The sequence below is a fragment of the Streptomyces sp. NPDC107471 genome (assembly GCF_055582845.1).
Map to the genome: position 1 here is coordinate 329,641 of NZ_JBVJPC010000009.1, position 18,742 is coordinate 348,382.

The 18,742-nt window shown below is 71.6% G+C and carries 20 protein-coding genes; 16 read left to right on the forward strand and 4 right to left on the reverse strand.

The genetic code is table 11. The annotated features are described in order from the left end of the window. Positions 1-47 precede the first annotated feature (47 nt). Positions 48-863, reverse strand: a complete 816-nt coding sequence (locus ACZ66S_RS29650) for an AbfB domain-containing protein (protein WP_469904601.1) — start codon at positions 861-863, stop codon at positions 48-50. Between the two features lie 201 nt (positions 864-1,064). Here ACZ66S_RS29650 and ACZ66S_RS29655 point away from each other — a divergent pair, with 201 nt between their 5' ends. The 5 genes from ACZ66S_RS29655 to ACZ66S_RS29675 all read left to right on the forward strand — a co-directional run bounded on the left by ACZ66S_RS29655 (position 1,065) and on the right by ACZ66S_RS29675 (position 4,705). Beyond that, positions 1,065-2,057: a sulfotransferase family protein gene (locus ACZ66S_RS29655; RefSeq protein WP_469904602.1), complete on the forward strand. Its 993-nt coding sequence runs from the start codon at positions 1,065-1,067 to the stop codon at positions 2,055-2,057. A gap of 26 nt (positions 2,058-2,083) precedes the next feature. Beyond that, complete coding sequence (locus ACZ66S_RS29660; RefSeq protein WP_469904603.1) at positions 2,084-2,404, forward strand: DMT family transporter; 321 nt, start codon at positions 2,084-2,086, stop codon at positions 2,402-2,404. Further along, positions 2,404-2,961 carry a TetR/AcrR family transcriptional regulator gene (locus ACZ66S_RS29665; RefSeq protein WP_469904604.1) on the forward strand — a complete coding sequence of 186 codons (558 nt, stop codon included), beginning with the start codon at positions 2,404-2,406 and terminating at the stop codon, positions 2,959-2,961. Before ACZ66S_RS29660 ends, ACZ66S_RS29665 begins: the two co-directional genes overlap by 1 nt. A 424-nt stretch (positions 2,962-3,385) precedes the next feature. Further along, positions 3,386-4,375: a 2,3,4,5-tetrahydropyridine-2,6-dicarboxylate N-succinyltransferase gene (dapD, locus tag ACZ66S_RS29670; protein ID WP_469904605.1), complete on the forward strand. Its 990-nt coding sequence runs from the start codon at positions 3,386-3,388 to the stop codon at positions 4,373-4,375. A gap of 114 nt (positions 4,376-4,489) precedes the next feature. Continuing rightward, positions 4,490-4,705, forward strand: coding sequence for a hypothetical protein (locus tag ACZ66S_RS29675; protein WP_469904606.1), 216 nt, complete (start codon positions 4,490-4,492; stop codon positions 4,703-4,705). Between the two features lie 73 nt (positions 4,706-4,778). Here ACZ66S_RS29675 and dapA read toward each other — a convergent pair whose 3' ends face one another. Next, a complete protein-coding gene (gene dapA, locus ACZ66S_RS29680; RefSeq protein WP_469904607.1) occupies positions 4,779-5,672 on the reverse strand; it encodes a 4-hydroxy-tetrahydrodipicolinate synthase in 894 nt (297 codons plus the stop codon). A 152-nt stretch (positions 5,673-5,824) separates the two neighbouring features. Between dapA and ACZ66S_RS29685 the strand changes: the two genes are divergently transcribed. From ACZ66S_RS29685 to ACZ66S_RS29700, 4 genes are read left to right on the forward strand one after another with little or no spacing between them, the layout of a single operon-like run. Next, positions 5,825-5,953, forward strand: a complete 129-nt coding sequence (locus tag ACZ66S_RS29685; protein WP_469904608.1) for a hypothetical protein — start codon at positions 5,825-5,827, stop codon at positions 5,951-5,953. After that, positions 5,950-6,645 (forward strand): hypothetical protein, encoded by a 696-nt coding sequence (locus tag ACZ66S_RS29690; RefSeq protein ID WP_469904609.1) that lies wholly within the window; start codon positions 5,950-5,952, stop codon positions 6,643-6,645. The genes ACZ66S_RS29685 and ACZ66S_RS29690 overlap by 4 nt, the downstream gene beginning before the upstream one ends. Positions 6,646-6,698: 53 nt before the next feature. After that, entirely contained in the window at positions 6,699-7,118 is a 420-nt protein-coding gene (locus ACZ66S_RS29695; RefSeq protein ID WP_469904610.1) for a phage holin family protein, read from the forward strand. Next, positions 7,115-7,618, forward strand: a complete 504-nt coding sequence (locus ACZ66S_RS29700) for a DUF3618 domain-containing protein (protein ID WP_469904611.1) — start codon at positions 7,115-7,117, stop codon at positions 7,616-7,618. The genes ACZ66S_RS29695 and ACZ66S_RS29700 overlap by 4 nt, the downstream gene beginning before the upstream one ends. Positions 7,619-7,772: 154 nt before the next feature. Here ACZ66S_RS29700 and ACZ66S_RS29705 read toward each other — a convergent pair whose 3' ends face one another. Continuing rightward, the gene (locus ACZ66S_RS29705; RefSeq protein ID WP_469904612.1) at positions 7,773-8,753 is read right to left on the reverse strand and encodes a YihY/virulence factor BrkB family protein; all 981 of its coding nucleotides are present in this window, start codon (positions 8,751-8,753) and stop codon (positions 7,773-7,775) included. Between the two features lie 115 nt (positions 8,754-8,868). Here ACZ66S_RS29705 and ACZ66S_RS29710 point away from each other — a divergent pair, with 115 nt between their 5' ends. From ACZ66S_RS29710 to ACZ66S_RS29720, 3 genes are all read left to right on the forward strand, one after another. Further along, positions 8,869-9,570 carry an antibiotic biosynthesis monooxygenase gene (locus ACZ66S_RS29710; protein WP_469904613.1) on the forward strand — a complete coding sequence of 234 codons (702 nt, stop codon included), beginning with the start codon at positions 8,869-8,871 and terminating at the stop codon, positions 9,568-9,570. Between the two features lie 73 nt (positions 9,571-9,643). Further along, on the forward strand, positions 9,644-10,258 hold the full coding sequence (locus ACZ66S_RS29715; protein ID WP_469904614.1) for an ArsR/SmtB family transcription factor: 615 nt from the start codon (positions 9,644-9,646) through the stop codon (positions 10,256-10,258). A 3-nt stretch (positions 10,259-10,261) separates the two neighbouring features. Then, positions 10,262-10,996, forward strand: coding sequence for an SRPBCC family protein (locus tag ACZ66S_RS29720; protein ID WP_469904615.1), 735 nt, complete (start codon positions 10,262-10,264; stop codon positions 10,994-10,996). A gap of 13 nt (positions 10,997-11,009) precedes the next feature. On the opposite strand, the gene ACZ66S_RS29725 is transcribed toward ACZ66S_RS29720, so the two are convergent. After that, positions 11,010-12,833 carry an endonuclease/exonuclease/phosphatase family protein gene (locus ACZ66S_RS29725; RefSeq protein WP_469904616.1) on the reverse strand — a complete coding sequence of 608 codons (1,824 nt, stop codon included), beginning with the start codon at positions 12,831-12,833 and terminating at the stop codon, positions 11,010-11,012. Between the two features lie 277 nt (positions 12,834-13,110). On the opposite strand from ACZ66S_RS29725, the gene ACZ66S_RS29730 reads away from it, so the two are divergent. The 4 genes from ACZ66S_RS29730 (at position 13,111) to ACZ66S_RS29745 (ending at position 18,722) form a co-directional block, all read left to right on the forward strand. Then, positions 13,111-14,535 carry a hypothetical protein gene (locus tag ACZ66S_RS29730; protein ID WP_469904617.1) on the forward strand — a complete coding sequence of 475 codons (1,425 nt, stop codon included), beginning with the start codon at positions 13,111-13,113 and terminating at the stop codon, positions 14,533-14,535. A 208-nt stretch (positions 14,536-14,743) separates the two neighbouring features. Next, positions 14,744-16,189, forward strand: a complete 1,446-nt coding sequence (locus ACZ66S_RS29735) for an alkaline phosphatase PhoX (RefSeq protein WP_469904618.1) — start codon at positions 14,744-14,746, stop codon at positions 16,187-16,189. An 839-nt stretch (positions 16,190-17,028) separates the two neighbouring features. Next, positions 17,029-17,676: a GntR family transcriptional regulator gene (locus ACZ66S_RS29740; RefSeq protein WP_469904619.1), complete on the forward strand. Its 648-nt coding sequence runs from the start codon at positions 17,029-17,031 to the stop codon at positions 17,674-17,676. Between the two features lie 29 nt (positions 17,677-17,705). After that, positions 17,706-18,722, forward strand: coding sequence for a 1-aminocyclopropane-1-carboxylate deaminase (locus tag ACZ66S_RS29745; RefSeq protein WP_469904620.1), 1,017 nt, complete (start codon positions 17,706-17,708; stop codon positions 18,720-18,722). Positions 18,723-18,742 lie beyond the last annotated feature (20 nt).

Below are 18,742 nucleotides of genomic sequence, written 5' to 3' on the forward strand. Positions count from 1 at the left end.
GCGGCGGCACTCTCGGGTGCCGCCGCTTCCGTGTGCCGGGACGCGGCTCAGGCCAGACCGTCCACGAGCTGGAACGACGAGTCCGCGAGGTACTGGGAGTCGTACGCGAAGCGTTCCAGACGGACCACGAAGTTCTTGTGGCGGAGGAAGTAGCCGGGGTAGTTCACTGACTCCAGCATGGTCGCGCCCGAGTGGGCGGCGTCCCGGGGGCAGAACGTGGCGTCCTGCTCGAAGAGGGACGAGCCGTCGTCGCGTTCGGCCCGCAGGACGAAGGAGCGGTGGCGCAGGTACCGGCCGTCCCGGGTGGCGAACGAGCGGCAGGAGGCGTCCGCCAGTCCCCCGACCTGCCTGAAGGTGGCGTCCTCGCGGGACTGCGCTCCGCTGACCGGGTCCAGGCCCACATAGCCGTCGTCCACGTGCCAGTAGCGGCTTGGGTAGTTGACCGAGCGGAACGAACGGTAGCTCGCGGAGGGCTGCGGCTTCGACGAACTCGCCCTGGTCGCGGTGGACTTGGGGGGCTTCGGCACCGCCGTGACCGTGACCGTGGGGTCGGCGCCCTGCTGCCGGGGGCTGCCGGGGGAGGGGGACACCGACGAGAGGCCGCTGTCGCCCCGCGGCGGTACGGTCGTCGCGGGCTGCGAGGAGAACGAGATCAGGCCGGACCCCTCGGCCCGCGAGGTCTTCGACGGCTCGTCGGCCACGTGGTCCGTGGCCGCTGTCGCCGCCACACAGGCGATGATCGTGGCCACCGCCAGCGCCCCGGCGAGATAGAGCCGTCGGGTGCCGGGTGTGCGGGAGGTGTCCAGCGTCCAGCCGTTCTCCCAGGGGCGGTCCTGGGGCGGCCGGGACTTGTCTTCGGGCATGCGCGGTTCCTCCGGCGCGGCGCGAGGCGACGTGCCGCTGCTGTGGTGGCGCGGTAGGTGAAGGGTGAACCACAGGTGGTTCCGGGGGGAACACTAGTGGTAACCGGCGTTCGCCAGCAGCCCTTTGAAGCAACCGGTTTCCACATTCCCCGCTCAGCGGGCTCCCAGCCCCGTCCCATCCGGCGACGGCAGGGTGAGGACGTGGTCACCTCTGCACCCCCTTGTCCCGTCCGGCCCGTCTTCGTCCTCGGCTGCCCCCGCTCGGGCACCACGCTGCTCCAGCTCATGCTGCACGCGCACCCGAGGATCGCCCTGCCCCCGGAGACCCGGTTCGTGCTGCCCGCCTACGCGGACCGGCTGCGCTTCGGCGATCTCGGGGACGCCGGCAACCGGGCCCGGCTCGCCGCCTGGATCACCCGGCGCGAGGAGACCCGCTTCCACGAACTCGGCCTGGACGCGGACACCGTGGCCCGGCGCATCGAGAGCGGCCCGCCCACGCTGGGTTCGGCGCTGGGGGTCCCGCTCAGGTCGTACGCCGAACGGCACGGCAAGGTCCGCTGGGGCGACAAACGGCCGGCATACGCGCTGCACGTGGAGGAGATCCTGCGGCTCTTCCCGGACGCGCAGTTCGTCCACCTCGTACGGGACGGGCGGGACTGTGTGGCCTCGCTGCTGGGGATGCCCTGGTGGCACCGCGGTTTCCACGAGGCGGTCGCCACCTGGGCGCAGGTCATGGACGTCACCCGGCGGTATGCGAGCCGGCTGGGTCCGGAGAGCTGGCACGAACTGCGCTTCGAGGACCTGGTCGCCGACCCCGAGCCGCGACTGCGGGAACTGTGCGCCTACTTGGGGGAGGAGTACGCGCCCGCGATGACCGAGCCCCGCCGCCAGGCCGCGGGGGCCGTCCCCGCCCGCAAGACCTGGCACCGGCGTACCCACGGGGTCCTGGACGCCGCCCGGGCGGGCAGTTGGCGGCAGCGGCTGACACCCGACCAGATACGGCTGTGCGACGCTGTGCTGGGCGAGAAGCTGCTGGGCCACGGCTACGCACTCAGCGGGGCCGTGCCGCCCGACCCCGCCGAACTCCTGCGCTACCGCAGGGTCGCGGCCCTGCGCCGCGCCGCCCACGCCAAGCGGCGCGTCCTCGACCGCCTGACGCGGATACGGGAGGCCGGTCCGGTGGCGGCCGCCTGAACCAGCCGTTATGTACGCTTGTACACATGGGATACCTGCTGCTCGCCGGAGCCATTGCCGCCGAGGTCGGAGCGACCACGGCCATGAAGTACACCGAGGGTTTCAGCAGGCTCGGGCCCTCGCTGGTGACCGTGCTCGGGTACGTCCTGTCCTTCGCGCTGCTCGCCCAGACGCTGAAGACGGTGTCGGTCGGCACCGCCTACGCGATCTGGGCGGGGGTGGGCACCGCGGCCATCGTCACGATCGGCATGGTCTTCCTCGACGAGCCGATGACCGCCACCAAGGCCGCGGGGATCGCGCTGATCATCGTGGGCGTCGTGGTGCTGAACCTGGGCGGGGCGCACTGATGCCCCGCCGGCACGACCCCGAGCGCCGGCAGCGGATCATCGACGCGGCCATCCGGGTCGTCGGGGCGAAAGGGCTCGCGGGGCTCAGCCACCGCAGCGCCGCCGCCGAGGCCGACGTGCCGCTCGGGTCGACGACGTACCACTTCAGGAGCCTCGACGAGCTGATGGTCGCCGCGCTGCGCCAGGCCAGCGAGGGTTTCGCCAAGGCGGTCGCCGCGCAGGGCGCCCTGGACGACACGGGCGGCGACCTGGCGGCCGGCCTCGCCCGCGTCCTCGGCGACTGGCTCGGCGGCGACCGCACCGGCGTCGAGCTGGAGTACGAGCTCTATCTCGCCGCCCTGCGCCGCCCCGCCCTGCGCCCCGTCGCCGCCGAATGGGCCGACGACCTCGCCGAACGCCTGACCCACCGCACGGATCCGGTCACCGCACGAGCGCTGGTCGCCCTGATGGACGGCATCTGCCTCCAGGTACTGCTGACGGGGGCGCCGTACGACGAGGCCTATGCGCGGGAGATGCTGGCGCGGGTGATCCCGCCGGGGGCGTCGACGAGGGGCTGAAGTCGGGGGGCCTGTTGGGTGCGTGCTGCCTGGGCGGTGCTGCCGGGGAGCGTGGGCTCGGTCGGGTGGTTGGTGGGTGCGGCCCGGGGCGGAGCCATGGGGAGCGTGGGGCGGCGCCTGGCTGTCTGTGGGCGCGTGCTGTTCTGACGGGTGCCGTGGGGGAGCGTGGGGCGGTGCCTGGCTGTCTGTGGGCGCGTGCTGTCCTGACGGGTGTCGTGGGGGCGCGTGGGGCGGTGCCTGGCTGCCGGTGGGTGCGTGCTGTTCTGACGGGTGTCGTGGGGGAGCGTGGGCGCCTGTGGCCCGGCACGTGTCGTGCGGGCCGGTGGGGGTGACCGGGAGCGTGGGGTAGCGCGAGGCGCTCAGTAGCCGAGATGGCCCGCGTACGGGTTCGCGTCCCGCGCCTCCCGCCGGTTAGGTTGCCCTCATGACCGACACGACTGCCCCGCGCACCACCGGCGCCATCGCCGCAGGCCTCGCCACCGTCGCCGCCGACGGCACCGTTCTCGACACCTGGTTCCCCGCTCCCGAGCTCTCCGCCGAACCGGGCCCCGCCGGCACCGAGCGGCTCTCCGCCGAGCGGGCCGTGGAACTGCTCGGCGACGGCGCCGCCAAGGCGATCGGCCCGGACGCCCGCCGCGGCGTCGAGGTGATCGCGGTCCGCACGGTCATCGCCTCCCTCGACGACAAGCCGCTCGACACGCACGACACCTACCTGCGTCTGCACCTGCTCTCGCACCGCCTGGTCCAGCCGCACGGCCAGAGCCTGGACGGCATCTTCGGCCTCCTGCCCAACGTCGCCTGGACCTCGCTCGGCCCGGTCGCCGTCGACGACATCGAGAAGGTGCGCCTCAACGCCCGCGCCGAGGGCCTGCACCTCGCCGTGACGAGCGTCGACAAGTTCCCGCGCATGACGGACTACGTGGCCCCCCAGGGCGTCCGCATCGCCGACGCCGACCGGGTCCGCCTCGGCGCGCACCTCGCCGCGGGCACCACCGTGATGCACGAGGGCTTCGTCAACTTCAACGCGGGCACGCTCGGCACGTCGATGGTCGAGGGCCGTATCTCCGCCGGTGTCGTGATCGGCGACGGCTCGGACATCGGCGGCGGCGCCTCCACCATGGGCACGCTCTCCGGCGGTGGCAACGTCCGCATCACCATCGGCGAGCGCTGCCTGATCGGAGCCGAGGCGGGCGTCGGCATCGCGCTGGGCGACGAGTGCGTCGTAGAGGCCGGCCTCTACGTCACCGCGGGCACCCGGGTCACCATGCCCGACGGGCAGATCGTCAAGGCCCGCGAGCTCAGCGGCGCCTCGAACATCCTCTTCCGCCGCAACTCGGTCACCGGCACGGTCGAGGCCCGCCCGAACAACGCGGTCTGGGGCGGCCTCAACGACGTCCTGCACAGCCACAACTGACCCCTCGAAGATCACGTACGGGTTGCTCGGCGTGACCTCGGGGTCGTTTCGGCAGATGAACGGGTGGACGAAGAGTCCGATCAGACGCCGAGACGACGAACGAGGGGCCGAGCGATGAGGAACGTACGGACGAGGGCCGTGACGGGCGGGCTGGCGGCGCTGGCCGTGACGTGTCTGCTGCCCGCGGGCAGCGCACACGCCGACGAGACCAACACCGCCTCCCACAACGGCCCCCGGGTCGGACTGGTCAACATCGGCCAGGTGGACGACCCGATGGAGGACGTCCTGGAGCACGGGCTGCTGATCGGCGACGGGTACTCCTGGAACTGACCCGCACGGCAGCAAGTCGCCGCGGAGGACCACGTGTCCTCCGCGGCGACTTTTTGCCGTTCGCCCAGCCCGGTCAGGTGGTCATGAGGCGTTCGTACTCCGTCAGCAGAGCGTCGGTCGTCCGGTGGTCGGCGGGGCGCAGGGGGGCGCGGACCGGGCCCGCCGGCAGGCCGAGCGCGTGGAGGAGGGCCTTGGTGGTGACCGTGCCGGGCAGTCCCGCCGACATCATCGCCTCGATCAGTGGCGTGGCCCGTTGCTGGAGGCGGGCGGACGCGGGGGTGTCGCCCGCCTCGAACAGGTCGAGGATCGACCGGAGCCGGCCCGGGACCACGTTGGCCACGGTGCTGACGTAGCCCGCTCCGCCCACCGCGTACAGGGCGAGGATGTGCTCGTCGCAGCCCGCGTAGTAGGCCAACTCCGTGCGGTCCAGGACCTTCTGGGCGCCGAGGAAGTCGTAGGAGCAGTCCTTGACCGCGACGATCCGGGGGTGCTCGGCGAGCCGGATCATGGTCTCCGGCTCGATGCGGGTGCCGGTGCGGCCCGGGATGTCGTAGAGCATGACGGGCAGTCCGCAGGCGTCCGCGACCTCGCGGAAGTGTGGCTCCAGCGCGTCCTGCGGTGGCCTGCTGTAGTAGGGGCTGACCACCAGCACCCCGTCCGCGCCCGCCTCCTCGGCGGCGCGGGCCAGCTCCACGGTGTGCCGGGTGTCCGAGGTGCCCACCCCCGCCACCACCGAGGCCCGGCCGCCCACCGCCTCCCGTACCGCTCTCACCAGCGCGGACTTCTCCGCGTCCGTCGTGGTCGGCGACTCACCCGTGGTGCCGGACAGGACGAGCCCGTCGCAGCCCTCCGTCACCAGGTGGTCGGCGAGCGTCTGCGCGCCGTCGAGGTCGAGGGCACCGGTCTCCTCGAAGGGTGTGATCATGGCGCAGAGGGCGCGGCCGAAGGGCGGGGCGGCAGTGGTCATGGGCGTAGTCTCGACGCACCAACCGTGAAGCTCCACTTAATTCTTCTACGGTATATCGCTAAGCGATGCTGCGAAAAGGCGGTATGTCCAAAGAGGGCCCCGATGGGTCACCATGGTCAGGACGGTGCACGACCCCTGGTCCTGGAGGCGTCATGAAGCTCGGCAAGGCACTCGCCACCGGAGTCGCGGAGGAGCGGCCGGAGATCCCCGAGGAAGAGCTCGAACTCCCCGAGGAGATCAAGGAACTGAAGGCCCCCGAAGAGGTTCCGGCGGCCCGATGAGACTGCGGCTTCCGGAGGAACGCCCTGCGGAGCCGCCGACCGGATACAAGATCGCCCACCCGGTGCTGTCCCAGGACGGCACCCGGGCCGGGTTCACCGGTGTGTCGCTCGGCGGCGCGCTGCCGTACGGCGTCCTGGCCGACGCGTCCTGCGTCTACGGCCTGCGGCACCGGGCACCGAGCCGCCGCTGCGACTGCGGCTTCCACTGCGTCCACGACCGCGCGGCGGCCGAGGCACTGCTGTGCACGGCCGAGCACCGCACGGCCGTCCTCCTCGACGTCCTGGTCCTCGGCCGCTACCTCCGCTTCGAGCGCGGCTTCCGCTACGCCCGCCAGCGGGTGCGGACCGCGACCGTCGGACCCTGCGCCTGCGGCACGGTCGCGGCGGCGCTCGCCGACGCCGACTGGGGCAGACCCGGCTGGCGGGCCCTGGCCCCCTCCTGCGCGGGCTGTCTGCGCGGACGTACGGCCGTCTCGCTCGCCGGGTTCGCCCGGCTGGCCGGGGAGGGACTGCGGGTGGTGGCCCGGCCCGCCGCCGTCCCCGCAGCCGGTGATCCCGGTCTGCCCCAGGGGCTCGGGGTGCCCGAACTCGCCGCCGAGGCAGCCCTGTTGCAGGCCCGGCTCGACTGGTTCCAGAGCCAGTTGGCCCGGCTCGGACAGCGCGGCCCGGACGACGGTCCCCCGAGGGGGTAGCAGAAGAGCGGGCCGGGTACCCGGATGTTCCGACCGAGAGGAGGCGGAACACCGTGACCGGAACCACGGCCCCCAGGCCGGCGCACGACGAACATCACTCGGTGGGCGAACTCGTCGGACAGGCCACCGAGCAGGTCTCCCGGCTGGTGCGGCAGGAAGTCGCCCTCGCGAAGGAGGAGCTGGCCGCGAAAGGCCGACGGGCCGGCAAGGGCGGCGGGCTGCTCGGTGCCGCCGGCGCCTTCGCCTACGCGGGGCTGCTCGCCCTGGCCGGAACCGGCATCGCCGCGCTCGCGCTGGTGCTGTCGGTGTGGGCCGCGGCGCTGATCGTGACGGCTGTGCTGTTCGTGATCGCGGGGGTGCTCGCCGCCACCGGCCGCGCCCAGCTCCGCCGAGCCACACCCCCGACGCCCGAGGAGGCCCTCGGCAGCGTCAAGGCGGATGTCGAGGAGATCAGGGAAAGGGCGCACCGATGACGGACAGGACGGGCGGCAAGCCCCCCGCGACGGGGGCCAAGGGGCCCGAGGAGCTGCGGCAGCAGATCGAGCGGACTCGCAGTGAACTCGGCGACACGGTTGAGGAGTTGGCAGGGAAGATGGACGTCAAGGGCCGTGCGCGGGCCCGCGCGGCAGATCTCAGGGACAAGGCCGGCGCGATGACCGTGCAGCTTCGCAGCAGCGCGGCACAGGCCGGTCACACCGTGCACGACAAGGCCACGCAGGCCGGCCACAAGGTCCAGGACCGGGCCGCGCAGGCAGGCCACAAGGTCCAGGGACGCACGCAGCGGGCGGGCCGGCTCACCCAGGGCAAGGCCACCGAGACGGGCGCCGCGCTGGAGCGCAGGGCGCAGCACAGCGTGCCCCAGCCGGCCCGGCCCCTGGTCATGGCGGCGATCCGGCATCCGCGACCGGTGCTGATCGTCGGCGCGGCCTTGGCCGCGATCGTCGTCGTGTCGTGGCGGTACCCGAAGAAGTAGGCCGAAGAAGCAGGCCGAAGAAGTAGGCCGAAGACGCCGACTGAAGAAGCCGGCGAAGAGGCCGACGAGGAAGCAGGCCGCGGTATCCGTGAGCCCAAGGCGGGCGGCACCCGGGAGCACGGGTGCCGCCCGCCTCCGCGTGTGCGTGCCGCCCTCAGGCGCGTCCCTTCCCTCGTGCCGCCCGCAGCCTCGGCGGCCACTTCCGGGTGTCCCGCGGTTCCACGTAGGGCTCCTCCGTCGGCTCGGCCGCGCCGGAGGCGATCGCCCGCTCCCGGGCCAGCTCCGCGTCGAACTCCAGGCCCAGCAGGATCGCCAGGTTCGTCAGCCAGAGCCACACCAGGAAGACGATGGCACCGGCGAGAGCGCCGTACATCTTGTTGTAGGAGGCGAAGTTGGCGGCGTAGAGGGCGAAGCCCGCGGAGGCGGCGACCCAGACCAGGGTGGCGATGACACTGCCCGGGGAGATCCAACGGAAACCGCGGCCGCGGACGTTGGGGGCGGCCCAGTACAGCAGCCCGATCATCACGACGACCAGGAGCAGCAGCACCGGCCACTTGGCCACGCCCCAGATCGCGATCGCCGCGTCACCGAACCCCACGGCCCGGCCCGCCCGTTCGGCCAGCGGGCCCGTGAACACCACGATCAGCGCGCTCGCCGCCAGCATCAGCATCAGCGTCACGGTCAGCGCCAGGCGCAGCGGCGTCAGCTTCCACACGGGGCGCCCCTCGGGCAGGTCGTACACCGCGTTGGACGTACGGATGAACGCGGCGACGTACCCGGAGGCGGACCACAGCGCGGCCAGCAGGCCGAGGACCGCGAGGATGCTGCCCGTGCCGCCGCTGTCGCCGAGCTGGACCACCGCGTCCCGCAGGATGTCCCGGGCCGGACCCGGTGCGAGGTCCCCGATGTTGTCCAGGATCTTGTCGGTGGCGCGCTGCCCCACCACGCCCAGCAGGGAGACCATCACCAGCAGGGCGGGAAACAGCGACAGGACGCCGTAATAGGTCAATGCCGCCGCGCGGTCGGCGAGTTCGTCGTCCAGCAACTCCTTCGCCGTACGTCCCAGCACCGCGCGCCAGGCTCGCGCGGGCAACTTGGCGGTGCGTCGGGGCTGGTCGTCCGCCTGCTCGTCCATGTCCTGGCGGGTCTCCCGAAACCACCGCCCGAACCGCCGACTTGACCTGAATCCTGGTTGAGGTCGGAGGCTGGCCGACGAACACGTCGACCAGCGAACCGAGGAGACCTCACGCATGACCCGTCGTACCGACACCCATCCCGACCTCGCCCGTCCCGGAGTGGGAGCGTCCCTCTTCAGCACCTGGCGGGTGGGCAACCCGTTGCGCCAACGACAGGCCGTCGAGGCCGTCGCCGCCGCCTGGGAACGCCGGCCGTGGCCCGCCGACGGACTGCTCGCCTACCACGTCTACACCGGACACGACACCGCGAGCCTGCTGCACTACTCGCAGTGGACCGACGAGCAGGCGTACGAGGCCTTCGCGCGGACGCAGCGGCTGGAGCGCGTCGACGAGATCGACACCGCCGTGCCCCACATCGAGCGGCTCGGACTCGGCCGCTACCGGCATCACCGCAGCGTCGTCCGGGACGGGGACCTGCGGGTGCCGGGCTGCACAGTGATCGTCGACATCGAGTTCGACGGTCCCGACCCCGACCGGCAGCGGGCCTGGGTGGACGCCGTCATCGACGCGCTGGAGCACGAGCCGAACCCGCACCCCGGCGGCATCGGCGCCCACTTCCACCTCAGCACCGACGGCACCCGCGTCCTCAACCACGCCGAGTGGGAGAGCGCCCAGGCCCACCTCGACGCGCTCGCCGCCCCGGGGGACGGGATCGGCTCGGCCTCGGACCGCTGGAAGCGCGTGCAGACCTGGCCCGGGCTGAAGAGCAGCGTGGTCAGCCGGTACGACCACGCCCTCGCCCTGCTTCCCGAATAGTCCTTCCACCAGTCCTTCCACCGAACACTTCGATTGCCTGGACAAAAAAAGTTTTCGGTGAGACGGTGGACGCATGCTGGACGTCACCGTGATCGAGGACCCCGAGGCCGCAGCCGTCTCCCTGGACCCCATAAGGGCGAGGCTGCTGGCCGAGCTGGCGGCCGGCCCCGCGTCGGCCGCCATGCTCGCCGGCAAGGTCGGGCTGCCCCGCCAGAAGGTGAACTACCACCTCAAGGCGCTGGAGCGGCACGGCCTGGTCGAGCTCGCGGGCGAGCGCCGCAAGGGCAACGTCACCGAGCGGCTGATGCGGGCGACCGCGGCCTCGTACGTGATCTCACCGCTCGCCCTCGCCTCCGTGCAGCCCGACCCCGACCGCTTCCGCGACCAGCTCTCCGCGCGCTGGCTGCTGGCGCTGGGGGCCCGGCTGGTGCGGGACGTCGGCCAGTTGATCACCGGGGCGGCCAAGGCCCGCAAGCGGCTGGCGACCTACGCGCTGGACGGCGAGGTGCGCTTCGCCTCCGCCGCCGAACGAGCCGCGTTCATCCAGGAGTTGACGGCCGGGGTCACCGCCCTGATCCGCAAGTACGACGCCCCGGACGCCGAGGGCGGCCGGGACCACCGGATCGTCGTGGCGGTCCATCCCACGCTCAGGCAGAGCGAACCCACCGAGCAGACCGAGTTGGAGTAGATCATGTCCAAGGAGTTCGAGATCGCCCGCGAGTTCGAGGTCGACGCCACCCCGGAGCAGGTGTGGGAGGCGATCACCACCGGAACCGGCGGCTACCTGTGGCCGATGGAGCCGCCCGAGCCGCGCGTCGGCGGCACCGGCCCCTTCGGGTCCAAGGTCATCGCCTGGGACCCGCCGCACCGCTACACCAACCGCGTCGAGGACGTCGACGGCATCTCCCAGCAGACCCTCAACCAGCTCGACTACACGGTGGAACCCCGTGACGAAGGCCGGCGGGCCTGGGTGCGCTACGTCCACAGCGGGATCTTCGTCGACGACTGGGACAACCAGTACGACGGCGCCGCCAAGCACACCGACTTCTATCTGCACACCCTGCGCGAGTACCTGACCCACTTCGCGCCCCGCCCGGCCGCCTTCGCGACCTTCGACGGACCCGAGGCGTCCAAGGCACCGGACGCCCTGGCCGTCGTGGGCCGGGCGCTCGGCGTCGGCGAGGACGTGGCCGCGGGCACCCGCGTCACGGTCCACGGCCCCGACACCTTCGAGGCCGTGGTCGACTTCCGCAACACCTACTTCATCGGGCTGCGCACCGAGCGGGGCATGACCCGCGTCTTCGGGCGCAACCACTGGGGCCACCCGGTCGGCATCTCCCTGCACGACTTCTCGGCGGACAGCGACATCAAGGAGTGCGAGAGCGAGTGGCAGGCCTGGCTGAACGGCGTGTTCGGCCAGGCCTGACCTCCCCTGCCGACTACGGCCTGAAGCGCAGCACCTGCGGGTCGTGGTCGCTGATCTGGTCGTTGAACTCCGAGTTGATGTGCACGCTGTCGTACTCGAAGTCGCAGCCGCGCCGGATCGACGGGCTGACCAGGATCTGGTCCAAAACCTGCTGGTTGCCCTGGTAGTCGTAGGTGTAACGCTCGCTCTTCGGCAGCGACTTGATCGCCGACCAGAGCTCGCCGTCACCCTCCAGGATCTTCGCGGTGTCGGAGAACTCGAAGTCGTTGATGTCGCCGAGGGCGATGACGTCCGCGTTCTTCTGTGTGTCGAGGATGTCCTTGACGAAGGCGTTGACCAGGGTCGCCTGCTGGTGGCGCTGGACCTCCGAGCTGCGCGGCACCGGCTGGGTCGCCGAGGTCAGACCGTAGTCGCCGCCCTTGGAGTTGAAGTGGTTGGCGATCACGAAGACCGTGCGGCCGCGGAAGACGAACTCGCCGGCCAGCGGCTTGCGGCTGGACTTCCAGGCCTCGTCCGTGGGGGCGACACGCCCCGGGGAGACCGTGAGCTGCGCCTTGCCGTGGACCTTGGTGACCCCGACCGCCGTGGTGGCGTCGCCGCCCGCCCGGTCGGTGAAGGAGACCCGCTCGGGGTTGAAGAGGAACACCTGGCGGATGTTGCCGCCCGGCTCGCCGCCGTCGGTGTCGTTGGCCGGGTCGATCGAGCGCCAGTCGTACCTCGGGCCACCCGCCGCGACGATCGCGTCGATCAGCTTGGTGACCGTCACGTCGGCCGCGGTCGTGCCGTCGTCCTTGGCGCCGTTGTTGTCCTGGATCTCCTCCAGCGACACGATGTCGGGCGACTTCAGGTTGTTCACGATCGCGGAGGCGTGCTCCTCGAAGGTGGCGTCTGACGGGTCGAGGTTCTCGACGTTGTACGTGGCGACCGCGAGCTCGCCGTTCTTCTGCTTCTGCGTGGTCTCCCGCGTGAGACCGGCGCTCTTCAGCGTGCCGATCTCGTTGGCGACCAGGGTGTAGCCGCCGAACTGGTTGTAGTCCAGCGGGCCCGCGGTGGAGCCGGTGAGCACGTCACCGACGTTCGCGACGGGGAAGGCGGAGGTCGAGCCCAGCGACTGGATCTGGAGCCGGCCGGTGTTCTGCGCGTCGTAGGAGCCGTACAGCGTGCCCCCGCGGCGGGTGGCGTTCTCGCGCGGCTTCACCGTGACCCACAGCTCGGTGTACGGGTCGGTCGCGCCGACCACGCGGGTGTCGGCGACCTGGACGTTCATGCCCTCCAGGGACTCGTAGAAGTCCAGGGCGTACTTCTTCGGCTCCAGGGTCAGACCGTTGACCGAGTTGCCCGCGGCGGGGTCGCCGGCCGGGACGTACGCGGCCGGTACCGACTTCGCGTCGACGACCGTGGCGGCCGGGACCGCGTTGCCGCTGGAGACGACCGTGACGGTCGGCTTGGTGATCTCGGTGACCGACTGGTTGCCGCTCGACGTGCCGCCCGGGACGTACTCCGAGACCGTGCCCGTGACGGTGACGGCGTCACCGACGGCGACCTTCGGGGTGGAGCTGGTGAAGACGAAGACGCCCTCACTGGTGGCCGGGTCGGCGTCGGGGTTCGGATCCTGGATCCAGAACCCCTTGGAGGAGCCGTAGGTGCGCACGCCGGTGACGATTCCGGCCACATCGGTGACCTTCTGCCCGGCGTACGGGGATATCCGGGTCGCGCCCTGGATGTCGTGGATGCTCACGGTGGCCGCGTGCGCGGGTGAGACGAGGGCGACGGTGGAGGCCGCCGACAGGGCGGCGACGGTGAGCGCGGCGAGACGCGCGGACTTCTTGCTCGGCAACGGGATCCCTCCGGGGACGAACGTAGACGCCGGGACGAGGGTGAACGTGGAACGGTGGGAGCCGCGACCTGTGGGGCGGTGGCGACGCGCGTAGAAAATACGGTGAACAGGTGTCCGCCGGGATTTCTACGCGCGTCAATCTCCTGCCTGGTCAGGCCACTTGTCAAGGTTTCAGCCATGTACGCACCCTGTCGGGGAGATGAACCGGGCGGCATAGGTGGATATCCGTCTACGCTGAGCGGCTGAGTGGCACGACGCGTCCTAGGAGAACCAGCCGATGTCAGACAGCTCCCCCCTGCCGCCCGTGCGGCTGCACCCCGAAGCGGAGCTGGCGCGGGACGCCCTGTCCACGCCGCTGCTCGCCCGGGCCGCCCGGCTCGCCCGCTGGGCCGGCGAGGACACGCGGGTCGACGCCGGGGGCGGACTCGTCGAGGAACTGCTGCCCGCGGCGGCCGCCCACCTCGACCTGACCGGGGACGAGGCCGCGGCCCTCGCGAGCGAGGCCTGGCGGGTCGCCGTCGACACCGGGCTCGTCGAGATCCTCGACGAGGAGGAGGGCACCGTCGCCACGGGCGAGGACCTGGCCCTGCTCTCCGGCTCCCCGCAGGACGTGCTCGGCGTGTGGCTGACGGCGCTGGAGACGGCGCTGGCCGACGCGAGCGTGCCGGACCTGGACGACCTGGTCGACGCCCTGGACGAGAACGGCGAGGTCGACTTCGCCGCCCTGGACTGGGACCCGGAGGCCGAGCAGGAGTTCCTCGACGGGGTGCTCGGCAACCTCTACCTGCTCACGGTCAGCGAGGACGGCCCCGGCGACGGGCCGGTGCCGCTGCCCGCCCTCGCGGCGTCGATGATCGTGCCGAGCGACATGGGCGAGCCCACCAACGACGTCCTTGAACAGGTGTCCGACGCGATGATGCGGCTGGACGACCAGTTCCGCGTCCTGGAGCCGATCGGGATCGTCGAGTACCAGCCCGTCGACGAGGCGCTGATGGCCGACGCCGACGAGGAGCCCGCCGCGGCCGTCGACGACACCGACGTCTCCCGGTACGGCATGGTCCGGCTGACCCCGCTCGGACTGTACGGACTGCGGTCCCGGCTGCTGGAGGCGGGCATCGCCGCACCGGCCGTCGGCGACCTCGCCGACAAGGGCGCGGACGCGCTGCTCGACGGGACCGCCGCGTTCCCGCCCTCGGCCGCCCAGGCCGAGACCGAGCAGTGGCTGGACCGGCGTGAGGCACTGGCCGCCGCACGGGAGCTGCTGGCGGCGGCCCGGGGGAGCGACGCCGGGGCACCGCTGCGCAGGCTGCGCTGCCAGCAGGCCCTGTCGCTGGTCGGCCCGGTCGCCGAACCGGCCCTGCGGGAGGTCCTCGGCGACCCCGAGCTGGGCGGGCTGGCCCGGGTCTGGCTGGTCGAGCGGGGGTTCGGGGACGTGCCCGCGCCCTCCCAGGACATGGTGTTCTGGCTGACGGTGGACACCCTGGCCGCGCAGTTGGCCGCGGAAGGGCACTCCGAGGAGCTCCAGGGGCTGGTGGAGGGGCTGGCCCAGCAGCACAGCGGGTTCTTCGCGGCGGCCTGGAAGGTCGACCATCCTGCCACGGCCGACGTGCTGGAGGCGATGGGGCGGTTGCATCCCGACAAGAAGGTGGCCAAGGAGGCTCGCAAGGCCGCGTTCAAGGCGCGCTCGCAGCAGGGGGGTTGAGGCCGGTCGGTCGAGTGCGGGTGAACCGTGGCTGGTCGCGCGGTTCCCCGCGCCCCCGACCGGGTCTCCGCGGCCCTGGTTGTTTCATTGAAGCTGCTCCACTGAATCCTCTCGCTGTTCAACCGGTGTTCAGACATGGGCGAGACGGTTGCGCCGACCCGAGGTCCCCCACCCTCCACGGCGTTCATCCACCGTCTCAGGAGACACCATGTCGCTCACCCGCAGGGACTTTGCCGCGAAATCCGCGCTCACCGGAGCCGGTGTCGCGCTGGCGGGCACGGTCGGCGCCCTCGCCACCGCCCCCAACGCCCTCGCCGCCACCGACGTCGAGAGCGAGGGCGCGCAGACCGCGGGCGCCCACGGCGGAGTCGGCTACGGGCCGCTGGTCCCCGACCCCGACGGCATCCTCGCGCTGCCCGCCGGATTCAAGTACAAGATCATCACCTACAGCGGGAAGACCAAGCTGGAGTCGGGCGAGTTCACCCCCTCCAACCACGACGGCACGTCCACCTTCGACGGCCCCCGCGGCACCACCCTCCTCGTCAACAACCACGAACTCGCCGGCCCCCGCGCCGACTGGCCGCACCCGGTGCCGCTCACCGAGGGCCTCGTCTACGACCCGGCCGCGGCCGGCGGCTGCACGGTCGTCGAGGTACGCCCCGGCGGCAAGGTCGCCGAGTGGGTCGGCATCGCCGGCACCGCCACCAACTGCGCGGGCGGCAACACCCCTTGGGGCACCTGGCTGACCTGCGAGGAGACCGAGGACAAGGCCGGCACCAACGGCTTCACCAAGGACCACGGCTACGTTTTCGAGGTCGACCCCTGCGACCGCCGCGCCAACCGGAACCCCCAGCCCATCAAGGCGCTCGGCCGCTACGCCCACGAGGCCGTCGTCGTCGACCCCAAGCGCGGGCACCTCTACCTCACCGAGGACGCCTCCAACCCCAACGGTCTGCTGTACCGCTGGACCCCGCCCGAGGGCTTCCGCCACGGCCACGGCCGACTGCGCACCCTCGCCGAGAACGCGGGCACCCTCCAGGCCTTCAAGTGCTTCGACTCCGGCGGCCAGTTCGTCGACGACCTCTCCCGCGCCACGAAGATCGGCACGGTGTACGGCGTCGACTGGGTGGACGTGCCCGACCGCGACGCGCGGACGACCTCCGTCCGCAAGCAGTTCGGCGCCGGCCAGATCACCCGCGCCCGCAAGCTGGAAGGCATGTGGTGGGGTGACGGCGGCACGTACATCGTCTCCTCGTTCGCCCGCACCGAGAGCCCCGTCCAGCACGACGGAGCGGTCTGGTTCTACGACCCCAAGCGCCGCACCCTCACGCTCAAGGTCCTCCTCGGCGTGAACCCGGACCCGTCCGAGGACGGCGCCTTCGACGGCCCCGACAACATCACCGTCTCGCCGTACGGCGGCCTCGTCATCGCCGAGGACGGCGAGGGCGTCCAGCACCTGTTCGGCGCCACCGAGAGCGGCCGCACCTACCCGATCGCCCGCAACGAACTCAACATCGGCACCGAAGAGGAGCCGGAGTACAGCGAGTTCACCGGCGTCACCTTCTCACCCGACGGAAGGACCCTGTACGCCAACATCCAGACGCCGGGGATCATGCTGGCGATCACTGGGCCGTGGAAGCGGCAGAAGCGCTAGAACTAAGGATCACTCGTCCGGGTGGGCCTGTGCGAATCGGCTGATGATGCGGCGTGCCGGACATACCTTCCCTGCATGTCCAAGTCGTGCGAGCAGTGCGGTGTGCCGGTAAGGAATGCGCGTAGACGCTATTGCAGCAACGTCTGCAGTCTCCTGGGGACGGCGCGACAACGAGCCGAATCGCGCAGAAGGCCCAAGCCGCAGTGCCCTCAGTGCGGAAAGCCCGTGCTGACCCGTGGCGCGGTTCATTGCGGCCGTGCTTGTGCCAACGTGACGCGCAGGCGGGAGGCGGAGGCACGACGTGGGGCCCACGCCGTGCCTCCGCTGCGGGACCACACGGCGGCGCCCCCGTTCCGCCGGACCTTACTGCTCCTGGGAGTGTTTCAACGACGACCGCTACGAGCGCACGGGCACCTTCGCGCGGTGGCTGGCCGCGTGGCAGGCGGGTGAGATCAGCGGCACGCGAGAAGACGGCAGACCTGATGGGCGAGTACGTCAGGGACTCGTCCTGCTGAGAGGGCAGCGCTGCGAGAAGTGTGGGTGGGCCGAAGTCAATCCGGTCTCGGGGCGAGTGCCACTGCATGTGGACCATATCGGTGGCGACCGGACGAAGAACCGTCCGGAGGACGTGCGTCTGCTGTGCCCGAACTGCCATGCGCTGACCCCCAATTACCAACACCTGAACAATCCACGTGTTCAACCGGTACGCCAGAAGCAGAGCCGCCGGTACCAGGAGGTCTGGCGGCCTGGCGGGAATGCAGGCCGCTGACCGGCACCCCACCCTGCCCTGCATCCGAGCCCCTTGTATGCCCGCTGGTTAACATCTAACATTTCAGTTCGTGAAGGCCATACGACCACTCACCCGCACCCTGCTCCGGGACCAGGCATACGCCTCCATCCGGGACGCCATCGTGGCCGGGGAGATCGAGCCCGGGGCGGTGGTGCGGGACGCCGATCTCGCCGAGCGGCTCGGGCTGTCCCGGGCGCCCGTGCGGGAGGCCTTCGCGCGGCTGGTCGACGAGGGGCTGCTGGAGAGCAAGCCGCAGAGCTACACCCGGGTCACCCAGGTCGTCGCCGCCGAGGTGCGGGACGCCGCCGCCGTGGTCGGGGCCATGCACGAACTGGTGACACGGGTCGCCGTGCCACGGCTGTTCGCCGCCGACATCGCGACCATGCGCGCGGCCAACGAACGCTTCGCGGCCGCCGTCACCGCCGGGGACGTGGACGAGGCCCTGCGCGCCGACGACGACCTGCACGACGTGCTCGTCCGGGTCAGCGGCAACCGCGCGGCCGCCGCCACCGCCGCCCGCTACACCCCCCTCATCCGCCGCCTCGAACGCCGGCGCTTCGGTGAGGGCGGCACCTGCCGTTCGGCCGGGCTGCACGACCGGCTGATCGAGGCCTGCGCGGCCGGTGACGTGGCCGAGGCCGTCCGGGTCACCGCCGAGATCTGGCGGGGACTGGCCGAACTCGCCGACAGCGACTGAGCCCCCAGCGACCCACCCGGGAGGACCCCATGCCCCTTTCGTCCTACGACCGCTACCCGCTCCTCTTCGGGCCGTCCCCCGTCCACCGCCTCGAACGCCTGACCGCGCACCTCGGCGGAGCCGCGCTGTGGGCCAAGCGCGAGGACTGCAACTCAGGGATCGCGTACGGCGGCAACAAGACCCGCAAGCTGGAGTACCTCGTCGCCGACGCGCTCGCGAAGGGCTGCGACACCCTCGTCTCGATCGGCGGCGTCCAGTCCAACCACACCCGGCAGGTCGCGGCCTGTGCCGCACGGGCCGGGCTCAAGTGCGTGCTGGTGCAGGAGAGCTGGGTGGACTGGCCGGACGCCGTCTACGACAAGGTCGGCAACATCCTGATCAGCCGGCTCGCCGGGGCCGACGTACGGCTGGTGAAGGCCGGGTTCGGGATCGGCTTCAAGGAGAGCTGGGAGCAGGCGCTCAGGGACGTCGAGGAGGCGGGCGGCACGCCGTACGCCATCCCGGCCGGTGCCTCCGACCACCCGCTCGGCGGTCTCGGCTTCGCCGCGTGGGCCTACGAAGTCGCCGACCAGGAGCGGGATCTGGGCGTCTTCTTCGACACGGTCGTGGTCTGCTCGGTGACCGGGTCCACCCAGGCCGGCATGGTCGCCGGGTTCCGGGCGCTGGAGGAGGCGGGTGGCCGGCCCCGGCGCGTCCTCGGTATCGACGCCTCCGCCAAGCCTGTCGCCACCCGGGAGCAGATCGCGCGGATCGCCCACGGTACCGGGCAGCTCATCGGCGTGCGGAAGGAGTTGACCGAGGAGGACGTGGAGCTGGACGAGCGCTACCACGCGGGCGTCTACGGCATCCCCGACGAGACCACGCTGGAGGCGATGCGACTCGCCGCCCGCACCGAGGGGATGGTCACCGACCCCGTGTACGAGGGCAAGTCCATGGCCGGGATGATCGACCTCGTGCGGCGCGGGGAGATCGCCGCGGAGTCCACGGTGCTCTACGCCCACCTCGGCGGGCAGCCCGCGCTCAACGGGTACAGCGCGCTGTTCTAGCCGGGAGGCCGGCGGCTGCT

Coding starts and splice junctions, on each gene's coding strand:
- ACZ66S_RS29715 (WP_469904614.1), top strand. CDS start 9,644: ATGCTGGACGTCACCGTGATCGAGGACCCCGAGGCCGCAGCCGTCTCC.
- ACZ66S_RS29690 (WP_469904609.1), top strand. CDS start 5,950: ATGAGACTGCGGCTTCCGGAGGAACGCCCTGCGGAGCCGCCGACCGGA.
- ACZ66S_RS29720 (WP_469904615.1), top strand. CDS start 10,262: ATGTCCAAGGAGTTCGAGATCGCCCGCGAGTTCGAGGTCGACGCCACC.
- ACZ66S_RS29660 (WP_469904603.1), top strand. CDS start 2,084: ATGGGATACCTGCTGCTCGCCGGAGCCATTGCCGCCGAGGTCGGAGCG.
- dapD (WP_469904605.1), top strand. CDS start 3,386: ATGACCGACACGACTGCCCCGCGCACCACCGGCGCCATCGCCGCAGGC.
- ACZ66S_RS29735 (WP_469904618.1), top strand. CDS start 14,744: ATGTCGCTCACCCGCAGGGACTTTGCCGCGAAATCCGCGCTCACCGGA.
- ACZ66S_RS29730 (WP_469904617.1), top strand. CDS start 13,111: ATGTCAGACAGCTCCCCCCTGCCGCCCGTGCGGCTGCACCCCGAAGCG.
- ACZ66S_RS29745 (WP_469904620.1), top strand. CDS start 17,706: ATGCCCCTTTCGTCCTACGACCGCTACCCGCTCCTCTTCGGGCCGTCC.
- ACZ66S_RS29710 (WP_469904613.1), top strand. CDS start 8,869: ATGACCCGTCGTACCGACACCCATCCCGACCTCGCCCGTCCCGGAGTG.
- ACZ66S_RS29675 (WP_469904606.1), top strand. CDS start 4,490: ATGAGGAACGTACGGACGAGGGCCGTGACGGGCGGGCTGGCGGCGCTG.
- dapA (WP_469904607.1), bottom strand. CDS start 5,672: ATGACCACTGCCGCCCCGCCCTTCGGCCGCGCCCTCTGCGCCATGATC.
- ACZ66S_RS29705 (WP_469904612.1), bottom strand. CDS start 8,753: ATGGACGAGCAGGCGGACGACCAGCCCCGACGCACCGCCAAGTTGCCC.
- ACZ66S_RS29700 (WP_469904611.1), top strand. CDS start 7,115: ATGACGGACAGGACGGGCGGCAAGCCCCCCGCGACGGGGGCCAAGGGG.
- ACZ66S_RS29665 (WP_469904604.1), top strand. CDS start 2,404: ATGCCCCGCCGGCACGACCCCGAGCGCCGGCAGCGGATCATCGACGCG.
- ACZ66S_RS29685 (WP_469904608.1), top strand. CDS start 5,825: ATGAAGCTCGGCAAGGCACTCGCCACCGGAGTCGCGGAGGAGCGGCCG.
- ACZ66S_RS29650 (WP_469904601.1), bottom strand. CDS start 863: ATGCCCGAAGACAAGTCCCGGCCGCCCCAGGACCGCCCCTGGGAGAAC.